Origin of the sequence: Paenibacillus sp. 7541 (assembly GCF_002276395.1) — a bacterium.
In the GTDB taxonomy this organism is placed as follows: Bacteria; Bacillota; Bacilli; order Paenibacillales; family Paenibacillaceae; genus Paenibacillus_AQ; species Paenibacillus_AQ campinasensis.
In genome coordinates this window covers 1-21,258 of the sequence record NZ_NQLZ01000031.1, presented here as the reverse complement: position 1 = coordinate 21,258, position 21,258 = coordinate 1, and the positions used below count along the sequence as shown (strand labels likewise).

Here is a 21,258-nt window from a genome sequence, read left to right as displayed (position 1 = left end):
TGAGGACAAGGGAGTGGAACCGATGAAGATAACGGATTTAATGATCCGCGAAACGATGATCATGGATTTGAAGGCGACATCCAAGGAAGCAGCGATCGATGAGCTGATCGCAAGCCTCACTGCTAGCGGCCGCATCAACGATCCGGTCTTGTTCAAGGAGATGATCTTAAAGCGGGAGGCCGAATCGAGCACGGGGATCGGGGGAGGCATTGCGATGCCGCATGCCAAAACAAAGGCCGTCAATGAGCCGACCGTGGTCTTCGCCAAAAGCAACCAAGGCGTAGATTTCGCAGCGCTTGACGGGGAGCCGGCGCATCTGTTCTTCATGATTGCTGCGCCTGAAGGCGCGGGCAATACCCATTTGCGTACGCTAGCTGCGCTGTCGAAACTGTTAATCGATGCCGAGTTTATCGGCCAGTTAATGGAGACCAGGACGCCTGATGAAGTTACAGCGCTGTTCGATAGCAAGCAGGCTGAAGCAGCAGCCAAGGCAGAACAAGCTAAGGCAGAAGAAGCCAAAGCCGAACAGGCCAAGGCGGAGAAGGCAACAGCTTCGCAGGCGAAGAAAGCCGAGAAGGAACACGCGGATATGAATGAGGGAAACGATTTGATCGTAGCGGTCACGGCGTGTCCGACCGGCATTGCCCATACGTTCATGGCTGAAGACGCTCTCATTAAGAAGGCTCAAGAGCTGGGCGTCAATATCCGTGTAGAAACCAATGGCTCTGAAGGGGCAGGAAATGTGCTGACAGAGGATGAAATTCGGCGCGCGAAAGGGGTCATCATCGCTGCAGACAAAAAGGTGGAAATGTCCAGGTTTGACGGAAAGCCTGTGCTGCAGAGGCCAGTCAGTGATGGCATCCGCAAACCGGAGGAGCTGATTCGCAAAGCGCTGGCAGGAGATGCCCCGATTTATCACAGCAGCGGCGGCGCGGACGCACAGGAGGATGGCGAGAAGAGCGGAATTGGAAGCAAAATATACAAGGATCTGATGAACGGAATCTCCCATATGCTTCCGTTTGTTGTTGGCGGAGGCATTCTGCTGGCTGTTTCATTCCTGTTGGAGCAGCTGGCGGGCGCTGACCATCCGCTTGTCCAGCTGCTCCAGACCATTGGCGGAGGCGAAGGGGCCTTTCATTTCCTGATCCCGGTACTGGCTGGATTCATTGCGATCAGCATCGGCGATCGTCCAGCTTTAATGCCTGGCATGGTCGGGGGATTGATCGCATTGAATTCGAGCTCGGGCTTCCTTGGCGGACTGGCAGCCGGATTCCTGGCGGGGTATGTCGTGATTCTGCTTCGCAAGTGGTTTGCCGGCCTGCCGAGAGCGCTGGATGGACTGAAACCGATACTGCTGTACCCGGTGTTAGGGTTGCTCATCACCGGAACAATCATGTTCTACCTCTTCTCCCCGTTGTTCAGTTGGCTGAACCTGGGCATGGTAGACATCCTGAACAATCTGGGAACCGCCAATGCGGTTATCCTTGGCCTTGTGCTTGGAGGCATGATGTCTATTGACATGGGCGGCCCCTTTAACAAGGCGGCCTACACGTTCGCGATCGGGGTATTTGCCTCTAGCGGCAACACGAATGGAGCTATGATGGCCGCTGTTATGGCTGGAGGGATGGTGCCTCCGCTTGCGATTGCATTGGCAACAACCTTCTTCAAACCGAAGTTTACAGAGCAGGAACGCAAATCAGGCATAACAAACTATGTTATGGGATTATCCTTCATTACGGAAGGGGCGATTCCGTTTGCAGCAGCCGACCCGCTGCGAGTGCTCACTTCCTGTATTCTCGGCTCGGCGGTTGCTGGCGGATTGACCCAGCTGTGGAGCATTAATGTGCCGGCACCACACGGAGGCATATTTGTGGCCGCACTGGCTAATCATGCGATGCTCTTCCTGCTGGCCGTAGCGATTGGGGCTGTTATTTCAGCCATGCTGCTTGGCGTTTGGAAGAAAACGCTTGAATCGAAATCATAAAATCACTTCAGCGCAGGGTTACGAGATGGATGTAACCTGACCACCATCATCGATGGGGATCGAAACGATCCGGAATGAGGGCCAACCTTTTCCGGGTCGTTTTTTTATGTGTAAACGCTGCTGCATGAACAGTACAGAGGGAAGGTGTCCGTTATGTCTCTAATATTACTTTGACAGACATAGTTATATGCGTTATATTGTACCTGTGTTGTTAATAAGGGGGTTACAGCCTAATGGAGTCGTTACATAACAGTGATCTGGTTCGCGGGAACATCGACGCCTTTATTTTGCGGGTACTGCTGGATGCGGATAATTACGGCTATCAGATTATTAAAGAGCTTGGCATTCGCAGTGGCGGCAGATTTGAGCTCAAAGAGCCCACGCTATATTCGAGTCTACGCAGGCTGGAGCAGCAGGGGCTGATCCGATCCTATTGGGGCCAGGAGACGCAAGGCGGCCGCCGCAAATATTACACGCTTACCCCCGATGGCCGGGAGCGATTTAAGGTGAAATGGCAGGAATGGCAAGCTGCACGAGCCATTATTGATGTTCTCATTGGAGATGGAAAGGAGCTGGCATCAGGTGACGGACAGAAATGATCTGAATCTTTTTGTAGACCGATTATTTGCCAACAAGCGCAAGACGAAAGCTGTGATGGAGCTGAAACAGGAGATTCTCAGCAATCTGGAAGCGAAGGTCGCAGACTGTATGAGCAGCGGTATGGATTATCAGGAAGCCATCAGTCAGGCGATCCGGGATCTGGACGATATCGACAGCATTATTGACGACAAGCAGACGGTGTATATTCATCGTTATCGATATGATGTCATGCAGGGAGCGTTGCTGTATGTTTTCATCGCCTGGATTGTGACCATTCCCGCCAGGCTCACCCTCTCAGGCGTGATGGTGAACACACTGTTCATGGTGCTCGGGATAGCGGGCGGCGTGCTGCTGCTTACGATGCTGCAGAAAGGCTTTCCCAGCTCGGCTGAAATCGATCAGGTAGATACCGGCAAGATTGGGCGGATGATTCGAAGAGTGTGGATATTATGGGGGCTGTTTGCTATCGTGATAACCGGATACAGTCTTCTCATTAAGTTTGGCTCAGATCTATGGTTTGGGCGACAGGTAGGTTTTAGCGGGCCTTATGATTTCTATGAAACGATGCTGCAGCTTGTTCTTCCGCTGACAACGATCATTATTCCGCTGGCGGCGCGAAAGGCGGGGCAGTATATCACGAAGTATGAGGTGAAGCAGTCATGAGACGTACAGGCGTATGGATTGTCGTGCTGCTGGTGGTCGGCATGATCGGGTTGGCCGTCATGGAAGGTTACGTGAAGCCCCAGCTTGATAGGCAGGCTAAGCAGTATGAAATGGACCAGAATGATCCCCTCACCCATCACATTGAGCCCACTTTGGCTTATGCCAGCCCATATATGGGGGATGCGGGGAATTTGATCAACTTGAACGCTTCTCTTCCGTTTCGGAATATAGGGCGGACGTTCCAGCTATATCCCGAAGTGTTGACGGCAGAAATCCGGTACCAGACTGCCGCTGGCGATACGGACCCGCATAAGCTGAAGGAAATTCTTCTATATAATGCAACGGCGAATTTCGTTATGATCGATAATCTCGAGAAGCTGAAGTTTGTGTTTGAGGATGAGACTGTGTTTGTGGCGGACAGGGAGCTGGTGGAATCCTGGTATGGAGAAGAAGGAAGTTTATCCGTGCTTCGGGATGCCGAGGTCTGGGAAGAGCAGATCCGCGACAGGCTGCGTGATGCGGATTATGTACGGAATTTTGCTGAACGGGTCCTGCATCTGGAAGAGTTTCAGGCGGCAAGCGGACAATAAGGCCTGTGTTTATTCGGCATAAGCTAATCATCCGTGCTTGACATCATAACGCAATAGAACCGGAGATGCACAGCTGGCTTTTGTTTGAACCCCATGTGCGCTCCGGTTTTTCGTTGGTTCATCGGACTTATCCCCGGCTGTCATTCAGCGTTGTTCCGCTGTGATGCCATGCAGGCTGTCGATCGTCCGTTCAATGGATATGCCGTCTTCCCCCTTCACATATTGATCGAAAAATGCCGCCGTCACTTCATTAACCGAATGGTGCAGCTGCCGGGGAGACGTGCTGTTCAGCGCAAGCAGCGGCGAGAACAGATAGAAATCGGTAAAGCTCATATGGTCGGCTTTGGCCAATACGATAGAATACGCTGAATCTCCGGAAGCAGCATGGTTGCGCCTGGAAGTCATCTCGGCCCAGAAGGCTTCGTATTCCTCGCGGCTGCTGCCGGACGCTTCGATGGCTTCATCCAAAGACTGGACAAAATTTTCGTAATCGATGCTTGTGTCCGCGTTCATCTGCATATAGGGTCTGTCAAAGCCTTCTTCCGGAATCGGCTGTCCGTACAGCGCGCCATCCATATTCAAGGAGGCTTTTATCCGGGGATCCTCCATCAGCATCTGTGCGGCAGTTGCTCCGCCGAAGGAGTGGCCAAACATGCCCACCTTGTCCATATCCATGCGGCCTGACAGGAAATGCTCCTCTTCCGCCGGGCTTACGCGCTCCAAATAATCAAGTACAAACTTGATGTCCTCAACCCACAGCCGGTTTTTGGCCTCATAAGCTTCAAAGCCCGACAGGTTATCCAGCTTCAACATGGCCGTATGATCCGGGAAGACGACGGCAGCAGCGTCATAAGGGTGATCGATGCCAACTACGATGTAGCCCCGGCTTGCCAGGTCCTCAACCTGAAACGTGTTCTGATTGCGAAAGCCAGTCAATCCATGGGAGAAAAGCAGCACAGGATAGCGCTCCTGATCTAGAGCGACTTCAGCTTCCCAGTAGGCATGGGTTTTCACATATCGCAACTGGCTCATCAGGAACGGAGGTATGGAGATCGCTTGCTCTAAGCCTTCCAATATAACGGGGAGATGCTCGATATAATCGGCCCTCTTGTCATGGGGACGCTCCTCGACGCTGGCAGGATACCAGATCTGAAGCGCCAGCCTTCGGTGGTCGGATGGATCCTCCGTATGGGGCTCATCTCTACGCTCGTCTACGAGAATCAAGGAGGTTGTCCCGACGCCGTGCGGTCCGCTTGGTGTGGCAAATGCGAACACCGGAAGCAGGGACGGAAGCGCCACAGAAACGCTGGTGTACATCACAAGCAGCAGCACCGTAACACAGGTCCGCAGCCAGCGGATGCCGAAGCGGGGTCCTGGGCGTGGTTGCCGGGAGCGCTTGTGCTTGCTTAGGATCAGATCAAGTGCTGACAGTCCCAGCAGTACGCTTGCCGCATACACGGGGATCATCTGCCAGCGGAAGCCCTCGGCCACCATCTGGATCATACTCAGCAGCGCCGTTATTCCGGCTGCCGCAGCGCGCAGCCTTAACGGATGCCTGCTTGGCCAGAGCGTGCAGATGATAAGCAGTCCGAGGTTAACGATAAGCAGTAAGATTTCGAAAGTACGCATATTGATCCTCCATATTTACATCATATCACGATCATATCAAGCCAACCTGTCCTCGGGTTGTAGTCAACCTTACATAAAACTTAAATTTGTGAAAACAGCAGCCTGAATTCGCGGAGTATCGTGTATATTGGGCTGATAGGAAGCAGCGGTCAGCCGTTAACTGTTGGGGAGGAAATCACTGTGGAATTTCAAGTAAAACGTCAGAAGAAGCATACGATACTTGTCGCCGATGACGAGACGGAAATCGTGGAGCTGCTCCGGCTGTTTCTGGAACGGGAGCACTACCGGGTACTGGAAGCCTATTCCGGCCGTGAGGCCTGGCATATCCTTTCGCAGGAGCATGTGGATTTGGCCCTGGTTGATATTATGATGCCGGAGCTGGATGGCTTTCAGCTCATTGCCCGCATCCGCGAGAAGCTCCGCCTTCCGGTCATTATCGTGTCAGCCAAGACGGGCGACGTGGATAAAGTTACCGGACTTGCGCTTGGAGCCGATGACTTTATTTCCAAGCCGTTCAGTCCGATTGAGGTGGTCGCCAGGATCAAGGCGCAGCTGCGGCGCTACTATGAGTTAAACGAGGGGAGGCCGCTTGTCCCCGGGGCCGATCAGCCTCCGCCTTCAAGGACGGTATGCGGTCCGCTAACGCTGGACCACCGTGCCTGTATGCTGTACAAGCGGGGGGAGGCCGTTCAGCTTGGACCGCTCGAGTACAAGCTGCTACAGCTGTTCATGGGCGCGCCCGGACGGATATTTACGAAGCGGCAAATCTATGAAGCTGTGTGGAATGAGCCTTATTTTGAGGACAGCAACACCGTGATGGTGCAGATCAGCAGGCTGAGGGACAAGCTGGAGGACAATGCCCGCGATCCGCGTTTTCTCGTTACGATCAAGGGTCTTGGCTATAAACTGGCGCTCCAGGGGGATGATTTCAGATGAAGGGCAGGAGTGTGCATACGAGCCTGATGATGAATTATATCCTGTTTTCCGTCATCCTGGGACTGATCGGATTTCTGGTGTATAACCATATGTACGGGGCGCGCGATGTCTACTTAAGCGAAACGCTGCCTATGGTGAAGGCGGATGAATTGATCCGCGACAACTGGGAGGACATCCCGTATGAGACGGTTCACCATTTCGGGGGCTATATCCAGATCCTTGATGATAACTTGAATTCGGTCTTTGTGCGAGGTGAAGGACAAGCCCGGACCAGCTACACGGAAAAAGAGCTGAACGCTCTGTTCTATGAAGGCGGCTCAGGTTATTATTCCGCGGCGCCTTTTATAACCGAAGAGGGCCGGGAATACCGGTTGCTCGTAGCTATCCCGAGCGGGGCTGTTGTGAAGGAAAGCCGGATGGTGAAGCCGAATGAAGAACAGACCAGGGTGTTCTCGGGTTTTATACTCCGCGGGCTGCTCTTATTTCTGCTGGCATTTCTCTTGAGCCTGTGGCTATACAGCCGCATGACAGCCAGACGAATTACGGCTCCTCTTGCTGCTATTTCCCAGCGGCTCGGGAAGATGTCTGAGGGGGAGGAAGGGGGCCGGCTTCATATGCCTGCGAACCGTGAGCTGATGGACATCCAGCGTAATTTCAACCGGATGGCGGACAAGCTGGAGCAAGCGGAGCAGATGAATCGAAAGCTTGCGGAGGATCGACGCCGGATGCTGATGGATATTGCCCATGATCTGAAAACGCCAATCACAACGATCCAGGGCTATGCCGAGGTGCTTCGCCTAGGCATCGAGGAGAATGAGCGTCAGCGCAGGAAATATGCCAGCCATATTTTTAACAAGGCGATTTACATTGCTGCCCTGGTCGATGACCTGTTTGCGTTAACGAAGTTCGAGAGCACCGAGCTTCCTTTTGAGCGGAAACCATTGGACTTTGCAGAGCTGTGCCGGACCACCGCAGCCGATCTGTACGACTCGTTCGAGCAGAAGGGGATTGAACTGGATATTTCCATACCGGAGCGGCCCGTGCGGCTTCATGGTCTTGAAGGCTACATGAGAAGAGCGGTTGCCAACTTGCTGACCAATGCACTGAAATATAACCGCAGGGGAGGCAGGGTCTGGGTGGTGCTACGTGAACAGAATGGCGTTCATCTAACGGTGGGGGATAACGGACCAGGAATCCCTGAACATCTGGGCAGAGCGATTTTCGATCCGTTTGTGCGCGGAGATCAGGCCCGCAGAAGTGACGGGGGCAGCGGCCTTGGACTTTCCATCGTGAAAGCGGCGGTGGAGAAGCATGGTGGACAAGTTAGGCTGGATACAGAGACCGAAGGCACCGTGATTCATATTTCGCTGCCTGTTACAGATCCGCATGGCAAACAGGATGAACAGAAATATGGAAAAAAAGTATAATAGTGTAGGTTTTTGATAGGAATAGCGCAGTTCATCAAACAAGGCTCGTGTATTATAACAGGTAAATAAGAGAAGGAGGTGGAATCGAGAAAGCAGGAGGGCAAGGACAGCGATGTTCAAGCACATTCTCAAAAATCCATGGAAGAGGTGTGACTCATGACAAAATGGATGTCAATCCGAGTGAAAATGACGGCTTTGCTGGCCGTAGCTGCGCTGCTGATCAGCGTATCTGCAACCCAGCCGGTCCAGGCCCAGGGGGCCGCGTTTACCGAGCCGCTGAACGGGCCGAATCCCGGCATGTTCTACACATCGGACGGCTGGGGCAACGGCGTGGACTTCGGCGTTGGCTGGAAAGCGTCCAACCAGGAATTTTCCAATGGCATTATGGCTCTGCGTCTCGATAATGTAGGCTGCCCGTCCAACTGCTCGGGCAAACCCTATGCATCAGCCGAATATGCCACGACCCAGAAATATGGATACGGGCGGGTCGAAGCGCGGATTAAGGCCGCCAAAGGAGCCGGCCTTGTCACAAGCCTGTTTACTTATTCCGGAGCTGCTCCAGGTACCTCCAATGACGAAATCGACATCGAAATTTTGGGCAAAGACACCACGAAGATGGAAACCAACTATTTTACGAACGGGGTTGGTGGGCATAGCACCGTGATCGACCTGGGCTTTGATGCTTCGCTCGATTTCCATGACTATGCCTTTGAATGGTCGCCGACGTCAATCAAGTGGTATGTTGACGGCAGGCTGGTCCACACCGAAACCGGTTCGAGGGGCCCGCTGCCGACAAGTCCGGGGTATATTATGGTCAACCTGTGGTCTGGTGCGGGGCCGGCAGAAATATGGACGGGGAAATTCACCTATCCAGGTCATCCGATCCGCGCTTACTATGACTGGATTAAATTTACGCCTGCAAGCTAGCTGCTAGCTGGTCCTTCGTAAGCACATGAGAAGCTGACCCGATCGAGTCATTCGTTGACGAATGAACGGTCTTACTTGATATCGTCACACAGAAACAAGCTGTCTGAAGCCGAAAATGGCGGGGGACAGCTTGTTTCTGTTGGCGAAAAAACTAAGACTTTGCTCGTTTACAGTAACAAAGGTGAGGTGGTAGTATAATTAACATAAAAACGTATGTTTAAATGTTATAAAACACACAAAAGATGTGAGGTGTTAGTCATGACATTTGTGCTGCGCGAAGAAGCGATCCCCAAGGAAAAAGTAAGATTGGCTAGAAATTATCCGGTGCTAATCGCCGATACGATCGGTGTGACCAGCCTGTATCAGAAGCTCCATTGGCACAATGTACTGGAGATTAATTACATCAAGAGCGGCACCGGTTATTACGTCATCAACGGGAAGAAATTTGAGTTCGAGCAGGGGGATGTGCTGCTCATCAACTCCAATGATCTGCACTGTGCTTACGAATCCCAGGACCTTGTCATGCTGGTCATCTCATTTGACTCCACGTGGTTTATTCACAACCTCAGATTCGACCCCGAGCTGTTCAGCCCGTTTCGCGAAATGGGCAAGCATTTCTCCAATCTGATTCCCCGCGATCACCCGGCCATGGATAAACTCCGCCCTATTTTGCTGCAGATGCAGGCAGAGCATGAGCAAGAGCAGCGATCCTACACCACGATGGTACACTCGCTTCTGCTGCAATTTCTTGCCACGGTCAATCGGGAGTGCCGTTTTGAAGGCCAGGGCCGCAGTGAGCCGAGCATCAGTGAAAGGCAGCTGGAGAAGATGCGCCAGGTGATCATGATCATGGAGGAGAACTATGCCCATCCCTGGACGCTGGAGGAGCTCGCTGCCCTCGTTTACCTCAGCCCGTCCCGTTTCAGCGAAATCTTCAAGCGGGCCGTAGGCATGCCGCCGCTCCTGTATCTCATTCATATCCGACTTGAGCAGGCGATAAAGCTGCTGGAGGGAGGACAGATGAAGGTGACGGACGTCGCTTTGGAATGCGGATTCCGCACATTAACCAATTTTAATAGGCTCTTTAAAAAGCATGTTGGCATGACGCCAAAGGCTTCACAGAGACAGCAGTTGTAAAAACCAGTGGAATAGTGCTGGTTTTTACTCGTTTTAGCAGAGAAATGAGCTAAGGGCTGCACTACAATAATGACAAGTATTCTTAAAGATATATGTCAGATAAACTGACCTTAGATGTAGAAAGGGGGAGTAAAATGTCGTTGCCATCCGAAATCCAGCGCAACCCGGAACCTAATCGCAAGAAGGGGCCATGGACGAAATTGGCCAGACAGTGGGATCTCCAGCTTATGGTCATTCCTGCCATGCTTTTCATTTTTGTATTTAGCTACATTCCGATGTATGGGGTGTTGATGGCATTTCAGGACTATAGCCTGTTTCGGGGCTTTATGAACAGTCCTTGGGTCGGGTTCAAGCATTTTGTGATGTTTTTTGAGGCGCCCGAGTTTTGGACGATTATGCGGAACACGCTGGTGATCAGCATGCTTAAACTGTGCATCGGATTTCCCGCACCGATCCTGCTCGCGCTGATGCTGAACGAGATCGGAAGGCGAACGTTCAAAAGAGTGATTCAAACGATCAGTTATTTGCCCCACTTTTTGTCCTGGGTTATCGTATCCGGCATGATTATCTCCATTCTATCCACCGACAATGGCAGCCTGAATATTCTGCTGCAGAAGCTAAACCTCATCGACGAACCAATCAACTTCATGTCCGAGCCCAAATACTTCTGGGGCATTCTGACCGCGACCAATGTGTGGAAGGAGATCGGCTTCTCTTCCATCGTATACTTAGCGGCCATTGCTGGTATCAATCCGCAGCTGTATGAGGCGGCTTCCATGGACGGTGCGAGCCGGGTGAAGCAGATTACGGCGATTACGATCCCGTCGATTCTGCCGGTTGTGATCGTATTTCTGATCCTTGCCATCGGCAACCTGCTCAATGCCGGCTTTGAGGACATCTTGCTGCTGGCAGGCAATCCGGTGCTGCGGGATGTAAGCGATGTGCTGGATACTTACGTATACCGCATCGGCATACAGAACAGCAGGTATTCCTACGCAACGGCAGCGGGACTGTTCAAGGCGGTCATCAGCGTTATCCTGCTGACGTTAGCCAACTATTTGGCCAGAAAATCAGGGAATAGCCTATGGTAGGGGGAGGTATGCATCTTGAGACTATCCAGCGGTGATCGTTTGTTTATTGGCTCGATTTACGTGTTTCTGGTATTGCTTGCCTTTGTTGCATTTTACCCGTTCTGGAACGCGGCGGTGATCTCGTTTAATTCCGGCACAGACACGATGCAAGGCGGCGTTACGTTCTGGCCAAGGGAATTCACGCTTGAGAATTATAAAGTGGTATTTAAGGATGAGCGCCTGATCGACGGCTTCATCATCTCGATCTTCCGTACGATCGTTGGCACATTGCTATCGGTGATGGCGACAGCCATACTTGCCTACGGCATTTCCAAGCCTCAATTATCGGGGCGCAATGTGTATATGGTGCTGTGCATCATCACGATGTATTTTAGCGGAGGTCTGATTCCAAGCTACTTGCTCATTCGCGAACTGGGTCTGATGAACACCTTTTGGGTGATGGTTGTGCCCGGGATTATCAATGTATGGAACATGATCATATTCCGGACTTTTTTTCGAGGAATACCGGCAGGGCTGGAGGAATCGGCCCGAATCGACGGATCTTCCAACTGGGGCGTATTGTTTCGAATCGTACTGCCGCTCTCCGGTCCGGTCATTGCCACCTTATCGCTGTTCACGGCCGTGTACCACTGGAATGACTGGTTTGCACCGAGCATTTACATTTCCAATACAGATCTGCTCCCGATTCAGACGAAGCTTCAGCAGATCTTGAACGCCAACATCATGCTGGAGCAGATGCAGAATGTGGATGCGGCAGCCCAAGGCAGAATGAGTGCCATGAGAGCAGTAACGACGAAGTCGCTGTCCATGGCTACGATGATGGTCGCCACCATCCCGATTTTGCTCGTATACCCGTTTGTGCAGAAGTATTTTGTGAAGGGTGTGCTGATCGGCTCTCTTAAGGAATAGCGAAGGCGGGTCTTGATTCAAGGGTTTGAAGCGTCAGCTTTGACCATAGATGAACAGAATAGAAGGGAGATCAAGCGATGAAAAGAGGGAAGCGCGCATTACTATCCATATGGTCAGTCACACTGGTTATGGTCATGATTCTAGCGGGGTGTTCGGGGTCAAAAGAAGGCAGCTCCACCGGCGAAGAGACAAGCGAGCCAACAGGCACGCCGGAAAGCGGAGAGTTTGTGCTGGGCGAGAAGCCTCTGGAATTTTCCTTCTACGGTCACTATGACTGGTATACCATGCCTGAATGGGGCGGCGACCTGGCCACCAAGTGGATTCAAGAGAACAAAAAGGTGAACGTGGTGCCAATCAGCTCAGGCGGAAACGCCAAAAACAAGCTGAACACGATGATTGTGTCCGGCGAGCTGCCGGATGTGATCTGGATGGAGAGAGGTGCGGATGTGGAGAAGCTTCGTGCGGAGGGCATGCTTGTTCCGTTCGATGATTATCTAGACAAATATCCGAATTTGAAAAAATGGGCCGGTGATTCAACCATCGACATGCTTCGTTCTCCGGACGGCAAGCTGTATCAGTTCCCGAACTGGTATACGACGCAGCCTAACGGCAACGCCGGTTATCTCGTGAACAAGAAAATCTACAATGAGCTGGGTGCTCCGCCGCTCGAAACACCGGAAGATCTGTATGAATATTTGAAGCTGGTGAAGGCGAACTACCCGGATGTGGTGCCGCTTGAGGTCGGTCAATCCGCGGCAGGTGTGGACATTATGGTATCGGCTTTTGCGGAGAACCGTCCGTACTTGTTCAACAGCATGATCGCTGTTCCGCAAGGAGATCAGCTGGTCTCTCTGTTTACCGATCCTGTCTATCGCGAGCTGCTTCAATATATGAGCCGCATGTACCGCGAGCGGCTGATGTCACAGGATACGTTCACCCAGAAGATCGAGCAGGTGGAGCAGAAGATCATTACGGGCAAAGTGGCTGTTTACGTCGCCTCCAGCCCGACAGAGTTCGGGTCGAAAGGAAACAGCATCCTGTCAGCCGAAGATCCGGATGCCGGTTACATCATGATCTGGCCGGTTCATAAGGAGGGGCTCGACCGGAACAAAATTTTCCCGGGGGATTACAAGCAGCTCGGCTGGAACGTCAGTGTTATTACAAAGTCGGCGAAAGATCCGGAAGCGGTCTTTGCATTCCTGGATTGGTTCACAGGACCGGAGGGTCAGCGTGTCATTATGTGGGGACCTGAAGGGTTGTACTGGGACGGAACGGATGAAGAGGATATGCCACTGTTCACCGACAAATTTGTCAACGACCCGCAGGGGCGCGATGAGCTGATGAACTCGACCGTGAACTTCCAGTGGAACGGTAACACGGTATACGTTGACAATTCCAAGATGAAGTTCGAGTCTACTCTATCGCCGGAACAGCGGAATTTCGAGACGTACTGGCAGTCCGAGATTACATGGAAGACCCAGATGAATACAACCGAATTCGTCAACCTGGATCCGGCTGGCGACAGCGAGGAAGGGATCATCGCTCAACGCGTATTCGAAATATACGAGAAAGCGAGAGCGACGGCAATCAGCATGACAGCGTCCGATGAAGAAGTTATCGCTATCCTGGACAAAGCGGAAGAGGATGCGCAGAAGGCAGGCTACAGCAAACTGCTGGAGTATAAAACGGCAAGATGGAAAGAAAACCTCGAGAAGATGAAATAGAATAAATCGACTTGGCAGGAGGCCGCGGCCCGGGCAGATGCTGGAGGACAGCGCAGGGTTCAGCTTGGGGCGCGGCTTTCATAGCCAGGCAACACATAGGAGAGATTAACCATGAATTATTATCTGGGGGTAGATGGCGGCGGCAGCAAGACTATCGCTGTTGTCGCGGATGAAACCGGACGCATAAGAGGGAGGGGAAGCAGCGGCTGTGGCAATCATCAGCTCGGTGCGGCGCTTGCGGAGCGCAGCATTAGACACGCTGTTGATGAAGCGCTTGCACAATCGGGACTTGTGCATCGAGATATTACTTTCGCATCATTTGGGCTGGCCGGGGCAGACCGCGAGGCGGATTATGTTGTGTTAAGACCGATGATCGGGGGGCTGGGCTTTGCCGATTATCATATTGTGTGTGATACCGTGATCGCCATGAGAGCGGGGACGAGGCAGACGGATGGGGTTGTACTGATCTGCGGGAGCGGCACCAACAGCTATGGGGTCAATGCAGCTGGTCAGGAAATTCAAATCGGAGGCTTCGGGTATGCATACGGAGATTTTGGCGGGGGATATGATCTGGCGGTTGAAGTGTTCCGGACGGTCATCCGGGCATGGGAAGGCCGCGAAGAGCCCACGTTATTGACTGCGCCTACGTTAAAGGCATTGGGGTTCGCGAATGTGGAGGAGATGTTTCACCGCTCGCTGGATGAAGGAAGAAGAATTCCCCATCATTTGGCCAAGCTGTTGTTTGACGCTGCCCCCCGGGATCCGGCGGCGAGAAGGATTCTGGAGAGACAGGGCGTGGAACTGGGAACGGTGGCTTGTGCTGTTATCCGAAAGCTCGGAATGGAGAACGATGCTTTTGACGTGGTGCTTGCAGGCAGCGTCCTTACGAGAGGACAAGGGGACTATGTCGTTTCGCATATTGAACGTCTTGTGTCCCGGACAGCTCCGCAGAGCCGGCTTCGAATTCTCGACCTGGAGCCGGCTGCCGGGGCGATCTTACTGGGAATGGACTTGCATATGGGCCCGCCAGACACGGCGGTGTACAATCAGCTGTATGCAGAGCTTGCGATAAAGGAGATGGACACAGAATGGGCGCTGGATTAAAAATTGCTGTCATTGGCGGAGGATCGTCGTATACGCCGGAGCTGATCGAAGGCTTCATTCGTCATTACGATTCGTTTCCTGTAACCGATATTGTACTGGCGGATATTCCGGAGGGGCGCGGCAAGCTGGAGATTGTCGGTGGACTCGCCCAGCGGATGGTAGAGAGAAGCGGGCTGCCTATACGTCTTCAGCTGACGCTCGACCGGAGAGAGGCGCTCAAGGATGCGGATTATGTATCCACCCAAATGCGAGTCGGCTTGTTGGAGGCCCGGGGCTGGGACGAATCAATTCCGCTGAAATACGGGATGCTCGGTCAGGAGACGACCGGGGCCGGCGGCATGATGAAGGCGCTGCGGACGATTCCTGTTCTCCTCGACATATGCAAAGACATGGAAGAGCTGTGCCCGGAAGCGTGGCTGCTTAATTTTACCAACCCGGCCGGCATGGTGACGGAAGCGATACTGAAACATACCCGCATTCGTTCGATCGGGCTGTGCAATTCACCGATCGCGGCATACAAGTGGCTGTCTTCGCTATATGATCTTCCTGCTGAGCGTTTCTACTGTGAATTTGTCGGTTTGAACCATCTGCACTGGATCAGCCGGATCGAGGTGGACGGCGAGTCGAAGCTGGAGGAACTGCTGGAGGCCGGGGGCAGCTACTCCGCCAGCAATGTGCCGCAGCTGGCCTGGAATGATACGCTTATCCGCACACTGGGCGCGATCCCGTCCTATTATTTGAAATATTACTATTTGCATCGGGAAATGCTGGCAGAGCAGCAGGCGTTGGCAGCACGTGGCGAAACAAGGGCACAGATCGTCAAGCGGCTGGAAGATGAGCTGTTCGATATCTATAAGCAGCCGGAGCTTGCCGAGAAGCCGAAGCAGCTCGAGCAGCGCGGCGGGGCCTATTACTCCGAGGCGGCTGTCAACCTCATGAAGGCGATCCATACCGACAGCGGGGAGATCCAGACGCTGAATGTTCGCAATAACGGCACAATCGGCTTCCTCCCGGATGATGCGAGCATCGAGGTGAACTGTATCGTACGAAAAGAAGGTATTGTTCCGGTGCCTATTACACGGATTCCGGACGGCGTGTCCGGCCTCATTCAAGCTGTAAAAACGTACGAAAGCCTGGCGATCGAGGCGGCCGTGACGGGCAGCAGGGAGCTTGCGCTGCTGTCACTATCCGCTCACCCGCTGGTGGATTCCGTCAGCGTGGCGGAGACGATGCTGGATGAAATGCTGGAGACCAACCGCCGTTATTTGCCGCATTTTTTCAAAAGCTGAAGATCGCAAATCCTAAAAAAACAGCGGCCCTGTTTAGGACAGGGAACCGCTGTTTTTGGCATTCGCTGCTAATCCTTGATCAGCAAATAGATGAAATAAGGGGCTCCGAGGCAGGCCACGACGAGCCCGACAGGGACCTCTGCGTTGGCCATCAGCATCTTACCGATCATGTCAGCGCCCAGCAGGAGCAGCGCGCCGAGGAGTGCGGAGACCGGAAGGTAGCTTTGATGCCGCGGGCCTACCAGCTTACGGGCCAAATGCGGTGCAATAAGCCCGAGGAACGTAATGCCGCCGCCAACAGATACGCAGGCGCCAGCCAGCGCTACGGCGATAAACAGCAGCACCCGGCGCTCGCGTTCCACGCGGATGCCGAGTCCGGCCGCGGCCTGATCTCCGAGCTGCATCGCGTTCAGATAGCGCGATTTATACAGCACCCACGGGATGAGCAGCACGATCCATGGCAGCACGGCGCCCACATACGGCCAGCTTGTTCCCCAGATGCTTCCGGATAGCCATATGGTGGCTTTCATGAAATCATTCGGGTCCATCATGAGCTGGAAGACGATAATGAATGCGCCGAAGCCTGCATTCACCCCGATGCCGGACAGGATGAGCCGCACGGGCGTGACGCCATCCTTCCAGGCGACGGTATAAATGAGCAGTGCTGCGGCAAAAGCGCCGAGCAAGGCGGCAAACGGCATCATATAGATCGACAGCCATCCGGAGCCAAGGGCTCCGCCCTGGAAATAAAAAATGTACAGAACGACCGACAAGCCGGCTCCGGCGTTGATGCCAAGGATGCCGGGGTCTGCGAGCGGATTGCGGGAGACGCTTTGCAAGATCGCACCGGAAATGGCGATTCCGGCGCCGATCAGCAGGGCGATCACCATCCGGGGCAGCCGGAAATGAATCAGCACCGTCCGGTTCTGGTCTGAACCGCTGCCGGTGATGACCTGCAGCACTTCAGCCGGGCTGATGCGAATGGTGCCCAGGTTCAGACTGATTATAAATACGATTGCAATGGCAATCGCGGTAATGACCGAGACGAAGACAACTTTTCTGCCGGTGTGAAGCATTACAGCTCCCTCCCTTCTCGTCTTGCCAGATACAGGAAGAAAGGAACGCCGATAATCGCGGTGACAGCCCCTACCGGAGTCTCAAACGGAGGATTGACCATCCGTGCCGCGATGTCTGCCAGCACAAGCAACAGCCCGCCGGCCACAGCAGAGCATGGAATGATCAGCCGGTAGTCTGGCCCTACGATAAACCGGACGATGTGCGGAATGACAAGCCCGACAAATCCGATGGAGCCGCCTACGGATACAGCGGCGCCGGTAAGCAGCAGCACGACAAGCGTGCCGAGCAGCCTGACGATGTTCGTGCGCTGCCCCAGCCCGGTGGCGATATCCTCGCCAAGGCTCATGACGGTGACCGACTTGCTAACCGCTATGGACAGGACCAATCCGATGACAACGACCGGAAGGAGCAGTTGAATATGTACCCACTGCACCCCCGCTACGCCGCCGGCGTACCAGAAGCTGATGTCCTTGGCTACATTAAAGCGAAGGGCCAAACCGGATGATACCGAGCTCAGCAGCGCCGTGACTGCCGAGCCGGCGAGTGCCAATTTGACGGGGGTAAGCCCTCTTTTGGACAACGCGCCGATCATAAATACCAGGCCAGCTCCAAGCCCTGCGCCGACAAAAGCGAGCAGCATTATGACCAAGCTGGATGCGGCCGGCATGAAGGCATAGCCGAGCGTCATCAGAAATGCTGCGCCTGCCGTTACTCCCATAATGGAAGGGGAGGCGAGCGGATTGCGCGTCATTCCCTGCATGACCGCTCCCGACACGGCAAGGCTTGCGCCGATCAGCGCAGCGGCAAGCGCTCTTGGAATACGCAGCCGGTGAATAATCTGATGTGCGGTGGAGCTCGGATCAAATTGGGTTAATCCTTCCCAGACGGTCCGAAGATTGATGTTGGACGAACCATAAAGGATGGATAGAGCTGTTGCGATAACGAGCAAGACGAGACCGAGTACCAGGAAAGCCACCGCGGTTTTGGGCCTGGATTTAGCCTGCTTGCCTGCATGTTTGTGAGATTGTTGTGCCTGCATGTTCAACCTTACCTTTTGTCACATATTTATGGATTTTTAAAATCTGCACTTGCAATTGATAATGAATTTCATTATCATTTTTCTATCAACATTATATCACTTTATGCGAGCGAAGCTAGAGTGATTTGTGAAAATATACATAGGAGGAATTATACATGATTCGCAGCAAAAATAGGAGTGCAAAAATGATTTGGTTGGCCGGCTTGCTGGCGGCCTTGATGTTGCTCGCGGCTTGCGGCAACGATAGCCAAGCTGGAAATGAGACTGATCCGGCGCAGGGGGCTGATGAGCAGGTTGCCCAGGAAGAGAACTCGGGCGCAAGCGAAACCGGCGGCGAGGACACTGGCGAAGCCAAGACCGAGCGCACGCTGACCGACGCCATGGGCAATGAGGTGACGATTCCGGCGGAGCCGAAGCGGGTCATCGCTTCTTACCTTGAAGATAGTCTGGTCGCTCTCGGCATTACCCCGGTTGCCCAGTGGTCGGTTATGGACGGGACAAGCATTCAGCAATACTTGCAGGACGCGCTGCAGGGAATACCGACGATCGCGCATGATTTGCCGTTTGAAGCGGTAGCGAGCTTCCAGCCGGATCTTCTGATCATGGACTCCGCTGCTATGGTCGAAGGCGGCAAGTACAGCCAATATGCAAGAATCGCACCGACTTATGTCATTGGCACAGAGCTGAACAATGACTGGCGTGAAGAGCTGCTGACGATCGGGGAGATTTTCGGCGAGAAGGAGAAGGCGGAGCAAGTGCTCCGGGACTATGATCAAAAGGCTGCCGAAGCGAAGGAGAGCGTGAAAGATGCGATCGGGTCGGAAACGGCAGCTGCGATTTGGCTCGTAAACAACAGCTTTTTTGTCGTCAATGAGAATTTGTCCAGCGGAGCGGTATTATACGGTGATCTCGGGATTACCGTGCCGAACGTGGTGAAGGAAGTTTCGCAAAGCGGTGATAACAACTGGCTGTCGATTTCGCTGGAGAAGCTGGCGGAGCTTGACGCGGATCACCTGTTCCTGATCAACAGCGACAAATCGAGCGGCTCACAGATGCTGCAGGATCCGCTGTGGGCGAACATTCCTGCGGTGAAAAACGGCCATGTGTATGAGTATGAAGTCGGCAGTGCCTGGATGTACACCGGCGCGGTTGCCAACAGCCAGATCATCGATGATGTTCTGGAAAGTCTGGTGAAGTAAACAAGGCTGCTGTAACGTTCGAGCGCGGTGTTTAGGAGAGGATTTGGAATTGGGGTCCTATGCACGGAGGTCTGCTCGGATGTACAAAAAACACGAGCTCGGGAGGGGGATTTACCTTCCCGTCGCTCGTGTTTTGTTATTTTGCGGTACTCTGGCTACTGATGCTGTCTATCAATATTCGTCATCGCGGCAATGCTCTTCAGCCGCAGATGTGAACTCCTCCTCATTGTCAGAGGCGAGCTTGTCGCCATATTGATCCAGTCGTTCTGGACTGCTGGATGGGCCGTCATTTTTTGGCTTATTGTTTCTTCCTGTCAACCATGCCACCTCCATACTGAATGTATCATTACAGGATCGGGAACACGGGTTCCTTCACGTTAACGGTTATGTTGTTCCTGTTTTGACCGGGAAATATACATTGGGCTGACGATCACTTCGCTGTTCGAGAAGGGGGCCTTGTTCGCCGAAAAGCTGGCATGGTATCATTATGTGATTTAGAGGCTATATATTATGCCTATCAGAGCCTGCGCTCAGGATAGATTGCAACAAGGGGAGAGGTTGACAATGAAGCTGGTATCATGGAATGTTAACGGTCTGCGAGCCTGTGTCAAGAAAGGGTTCACCGATTATTTTCAGCAGGCCGATGCGGATATATTTTGTGTTCAGGAAACGAAGCTGCAAGAGGGGCAAATCGAGCTGGAGCTTGGGCCAGAGTACCGTCAATACTGGAATTATGCAGAGAAGAAAGGCTACTCGGGCACGGCGGTGTTCACCCGGATTGAGCCGCTGTCCGTCCGTTACGGAATCGAGGAGGACAGCGAGCCGGAGGGGCGGGTCATTACGCTTGAATTTGAAAGCTACTATCTGGTTAACGTATACACACCGAATGCCAAGCGGGATTTAAGCAGGCTACCGTATCGTCTGGAGTGGGAGGATCGGTTCCGCAGCTATCTGCTTGCCTTGGATGTGATCAAGCCGGTCATCGTGTGTGGAGATCTGAATGTCGCCCACCAAGAGATCGATCTGAAGAATGCAAAATCCAATCTTGGCAATTCAGGATTCACGCTTGAGGAGCGCGGAAAGATGACCGATCTGCTGGCCAGCGGCTTTCTCGACACGTTCCGCCATTTCTATCCGGATCGCACGGATGTGTACAGCTGGTGGTCGTTTATGCCCAAGGTCAGGGAGCGGAACATCGGCTGGCGCATCGACTATTTCCTGGCCTCGGCTAAGCTGGCGGATCAGCTGGTCGACGCCGACATCGACTGTCATATCATGGGCAGCGATCATTGCCCGGTGACCTTAACGGTACGCTTGTAGCACAACGAACATGTTCTATGAACTGGAACAGCTGGCCGACGGTGCAACTGCAAGTGTGAATCTTCGCCGTATGCCTTTTTTGCCCCCGCCCAGCATGATGGGAATCGGGGGCTTTATTTATTGAGTGGAAACATTTACCTGGAGACGGGGAAAGAATATTAATATTTGTTACGGGCAACATAATTTTGGAACCTGTCCCCTAGGCTTTTCAATCCACATCAAATCGAAAGGAGTCCAACTCAAATGAAGAAAATGGTAGCTTCATTCCTGGCTGTGTTAAGCCTTGCGTTGATTCTTGTTGTTCCTGCCTTTGCGCAAAATCACACCACGAATCAGAATGATATGAACACCAACAACATGAACACCAACACGGTGAACACGAACAACATGAATGCCAACAGATACAACGCTAATGCAACGGCTGGCAATAACAACAGAACTGACTGGGGCTGGCTGGGATTGCTCGGTCTTGCAGGCCTTATCGGTCTTAGAGGCCGTAATCCGGAACGTCAATAATCCAGCAGCTGTACAGACACAAAGGCTTTGTGAACTGCATTAGCTAAAGCGGTGCTGTGAAGAGTGAAAATCCTGCTTATCCAAGCGGGATTTTTTT

At 53.1% G+C, this 21,258-nt stretch carries 20 protein-coding genes; 16 read left to right on the top strand and 4 right to left on the bottom strand.

Translation table 11 applies throughout. The annotated features are described in order from the left end of the window. The first annotated feature begins 22 nt into the window (after nt 1-22). The 4 genes from CHH75_RS18780 (at nt 23) to CHH75_RS18765 (ending at nt 3,837) form a co-directional block, all read left to right on the top strand. Nucleotides 23-1,984, top strand: a complete 1,962-nt coding sequence (locus CHH75_RS18780) for a PTS fructose transporter subunit IIABC (protein WP_095398912.1) — start codon at nt 23-25, stop codon at nt 1,982-1,984. A 233-nt stretch (nt 1,985-2,217) separates the two neighbouring features. Then, nucleotides 2,218-2,583, top strand: a complete 366-nt coding sequence (locus CHH75_RS18775) for a PadR family transcriptional regulator (RefSeq protein ID WP_095266400.1) — start codon at nt 2,218-2,220, stop codon at nt 2,581-2,583. After that, on the top strand, nt 2,567-3,247 hold the full coding sequence (locus CHH75_RS18770; RefSeq protein WP_095398911.1) for a permease prefix domain 1-containing protein: 681 nt from the start codon (nt 2,567-2,569) through the stop codon (nt 3,245-3,247). Before CHH75_RS18775 ends, CHH75_RS18770 begins: the two co-directional genes overlap by 17 nt. Then, entirely contained in the window at nt 3,244-3,837 is a 594-nt protein-coding gene (locus CHH75_RS18765) for a DUF4825 domain-containing protein (RefSeq protein WP_095398910.1), read from the top strand. Before CHH75_RS18770 ends, CHH75_RS18765 begins: the two co-directional genes overlap by 4 nt. Before the next feature lie 144 nt (nt 3,838-3,981). Here CHH75_RS18765 and CHH75_RS18760 read toward each other — a convergent pair whose 3' ends face one another. After that, a complete protein-coding gene (locus CHH75_RS18760; RefSeq protein WP_095398909.1) occupies nt 3,982-5,466 on the bottom strand; it encodes an alpha/beta hydrolase family protein in 1,485 nt (494 codons plus the stop codon). A 180-nt stretch (nt 5,467-5,646) separates the two neighbouring features. On the opposite strand from CHH75_RS18760, the gene CHH75_RS18755 reads away from it, so the two are divergent. The 9 genes from CHH75_RS18755 to CHH75_RS18715 all read left to right on the top strand — a co-directional run bounded on the left by CHH75_RS18755 (nt 5,647) and on the right by CHH75_RS18715 (nt 16,010). Further along, nucleotides 5,647-6,402: a response regulator transcription factor gene (locus CHH75_RS18755; protein WP_095266403.1), complete on the top strand. Its 756-nt coding sequence runs from the start codon at nt 5,647-5,649 to the stop codon at nt 6,400-6,402. Continuing rightward, nucleotides 6,399-7,829 carry a sensor histidine kinase gene (locus tag CHH75_RS18750; protein ID WP_095398908.1) on the top strand — a complete coding sequence of 477 codons (1,431 nt, stop codon included), beginning with the start codon at nt 6,399-6,401 and terminating at the stop codon, nt 7,827-7,829. Before CHH75_RS18755 ends, CHH75_RS18750 begins: the two co-directional genes overlap by 4 nt. 156 nt (nt 7,830-7,985) lie before the next feature. Then, nucleotides 7,986-8,756 carry a beta-glucanase gene (bglS, locus tag CHH75_RS18745; protein ID WP_095398907.1) on the top strand — a complete coding sequence of 257 codons (771 nt, stop codon included), beginning with the start codon at nt 7,986-7,988 and terminating at the stop codon, nt 8,754-8,756. Between the two features lie 258 nt (nt 8,757-9,014). Beyond that, nucleotides 9,015-9,893: an AraC family transcriptional regulator gene (locus CHH75_RS18740; RefSeq protein ID WP_095266406.1), complete on the top strand. Its 879-nt coding sequence runs from the start codon at nt 9,015-9,017 to the stop codon at nt 9,891-9,893. Between the two features lie 134 nt (nt 9,894-10,027). Beyond that, nucleotides 10,028-10,984, top strand: a complete 957-nt coding sequence (locus tag CHH75_RS18735; RefSeq protein ID WP_095266407.1) for an ABC transporter permease — start codon at nt 10,028-10,030, stop codon at nt 10,982-10,984. A 12-nt stretch (nt 10,985-10,996) separates the two neighbouring features. After that, a complete protein-coding gene (locus tag CHH75_RS18730; RefSeq protein WP_095266408.1) occupies nt 10,997-11,893 on the top strand; it encodes a carbohydrate ABC transporter permease in 897 nt (298 codons plus the stop codon). Nucleotides 11,894-11,970: 77 nt separating this feature from the next. Beyond that, nucleotides 11,971-13,617 (top strand): extracellular solute-binding protein, encoded by a 1,647-nt coding sequence (locus CHH75_RS18725; protein WP_176475612.1) that lies wholly within the window; start codon nt 11,971-11,973, stop codon nt 13,615-13,617. 111 nt (nt 13,618-13,728) lie between these two features. Then, nucleotides 13,729-14,721, top strand: a complete 993-nt coding sequence (locus CHH75_RS18720; RefSeq protein ID WP_095398906.1) for an N-acetylglucosamine kinase — start codon at nt 13,729-13,731, stop codon at nt 14,719-14,721. Further along, entirely contained in the window at nt 14,706-16,010 is a 1,305-nt protein-coding gene (locus CHH75_RS18715; RefSeq protein WP_095266410.1) for a 6-phospho-beta-glucosidase, read from the top strand. Before CHH75_RS18720 ends, CHH75_RS18715 begins: the two co-directional genes overlap by 16 nt. A 68-nt stretch (nt 16,011-16,078) precedes the next feature. Here CHH75_RS18715 and CHH75_RS18710 read toward each other — a convergent pair whose 3' ends face one another. Then, nucleotides 16,079-17,086 carry a FecCD family ABC transporter permease gene (locus CHH75_RS18710; RefSeq protein ID WP_095266411.1) on the bottom strand — a complete coding sequence of 336 codons (1,008 nt, stop codon included), beginning with the start codon at nt 17,084-17,086 and terminating at the stop codon, nt 16,079-16,081. Continuing rightward, a complete protein-coding gene (locus CHH75_RS18705; RefSeq protein WP_095398905.1) occupies nt 17,086-18,126 on the bottom strand; it encodes a FecCD family ABC transporter permease in 1,041 nt (346 codons plus the stop codon). Before CHH75_RS18705 ends, CHH75_RS18710 begins: the two co-directional genes overlap by 1 nt. 185 nt (nt 18,127-18,311) lie before the next feature. Between CHH75_RS18705 and CHH75_RS18700 the strand changes: the two genes are divergently transcribed. Next, on the top strand, nt 18,312-19,325 hold the full coding sequence (locus CHH75_RS18700) for an iron-hydroxamate ABC transporter substrate-binding protein (protein WP_244908231.1): 1,014 nt from the start codon (nt 18,312-18,314) through the stop codon (nt 19,323-19,325). A 171-nt stretch (nt 19,326-19,496) separates the two neighbouring features. Here CHH75_RS18700 and CHH75_RS24940 read toward each other — a convergent pair whose 3' ends face one another. Beyond that, the gene (locus CHH75_RS24940) at nt 19,497-19,643 is read right to left on the bottom strand and encodes a hypothetical protein (protein WP_176475611.1); all 147 of its coding nucleotides are present in this window, start codon (nt 19,641-19,643) and stop codon (nt 19,497-19,499) included. 246 nt (nt 19,644-19,889) lie between these two features. Here CHH75_RS24940 and CHH75_RS18695 point away from each other — a divergent pair, with 246 nt between their 5' ends. Then, nucleotides 19,890-20,645, top strand: a complete 756-nt coding sequence (locus CHH75_RS18695; protein ID WP_095398904.1) for an exodeoxyribonuclease III — start codon at nt 19,890-19,892, stop codon at nt 20,643-20,645. 243 nt (nt 20,646-20,888) lie between these two features. Continuing rightward, a complete protein-coding gene (locus CHH75_RS18690; RefSeq protein WP_095266415.1) occupies nt 20,889-21,161 on the top strand; it encodes a WGxxGxxG family protein in 273 nt (90 codons plus the stop codon). Nucleotides 21,162-21,258 lie beyond the last annotated feature (97 nt).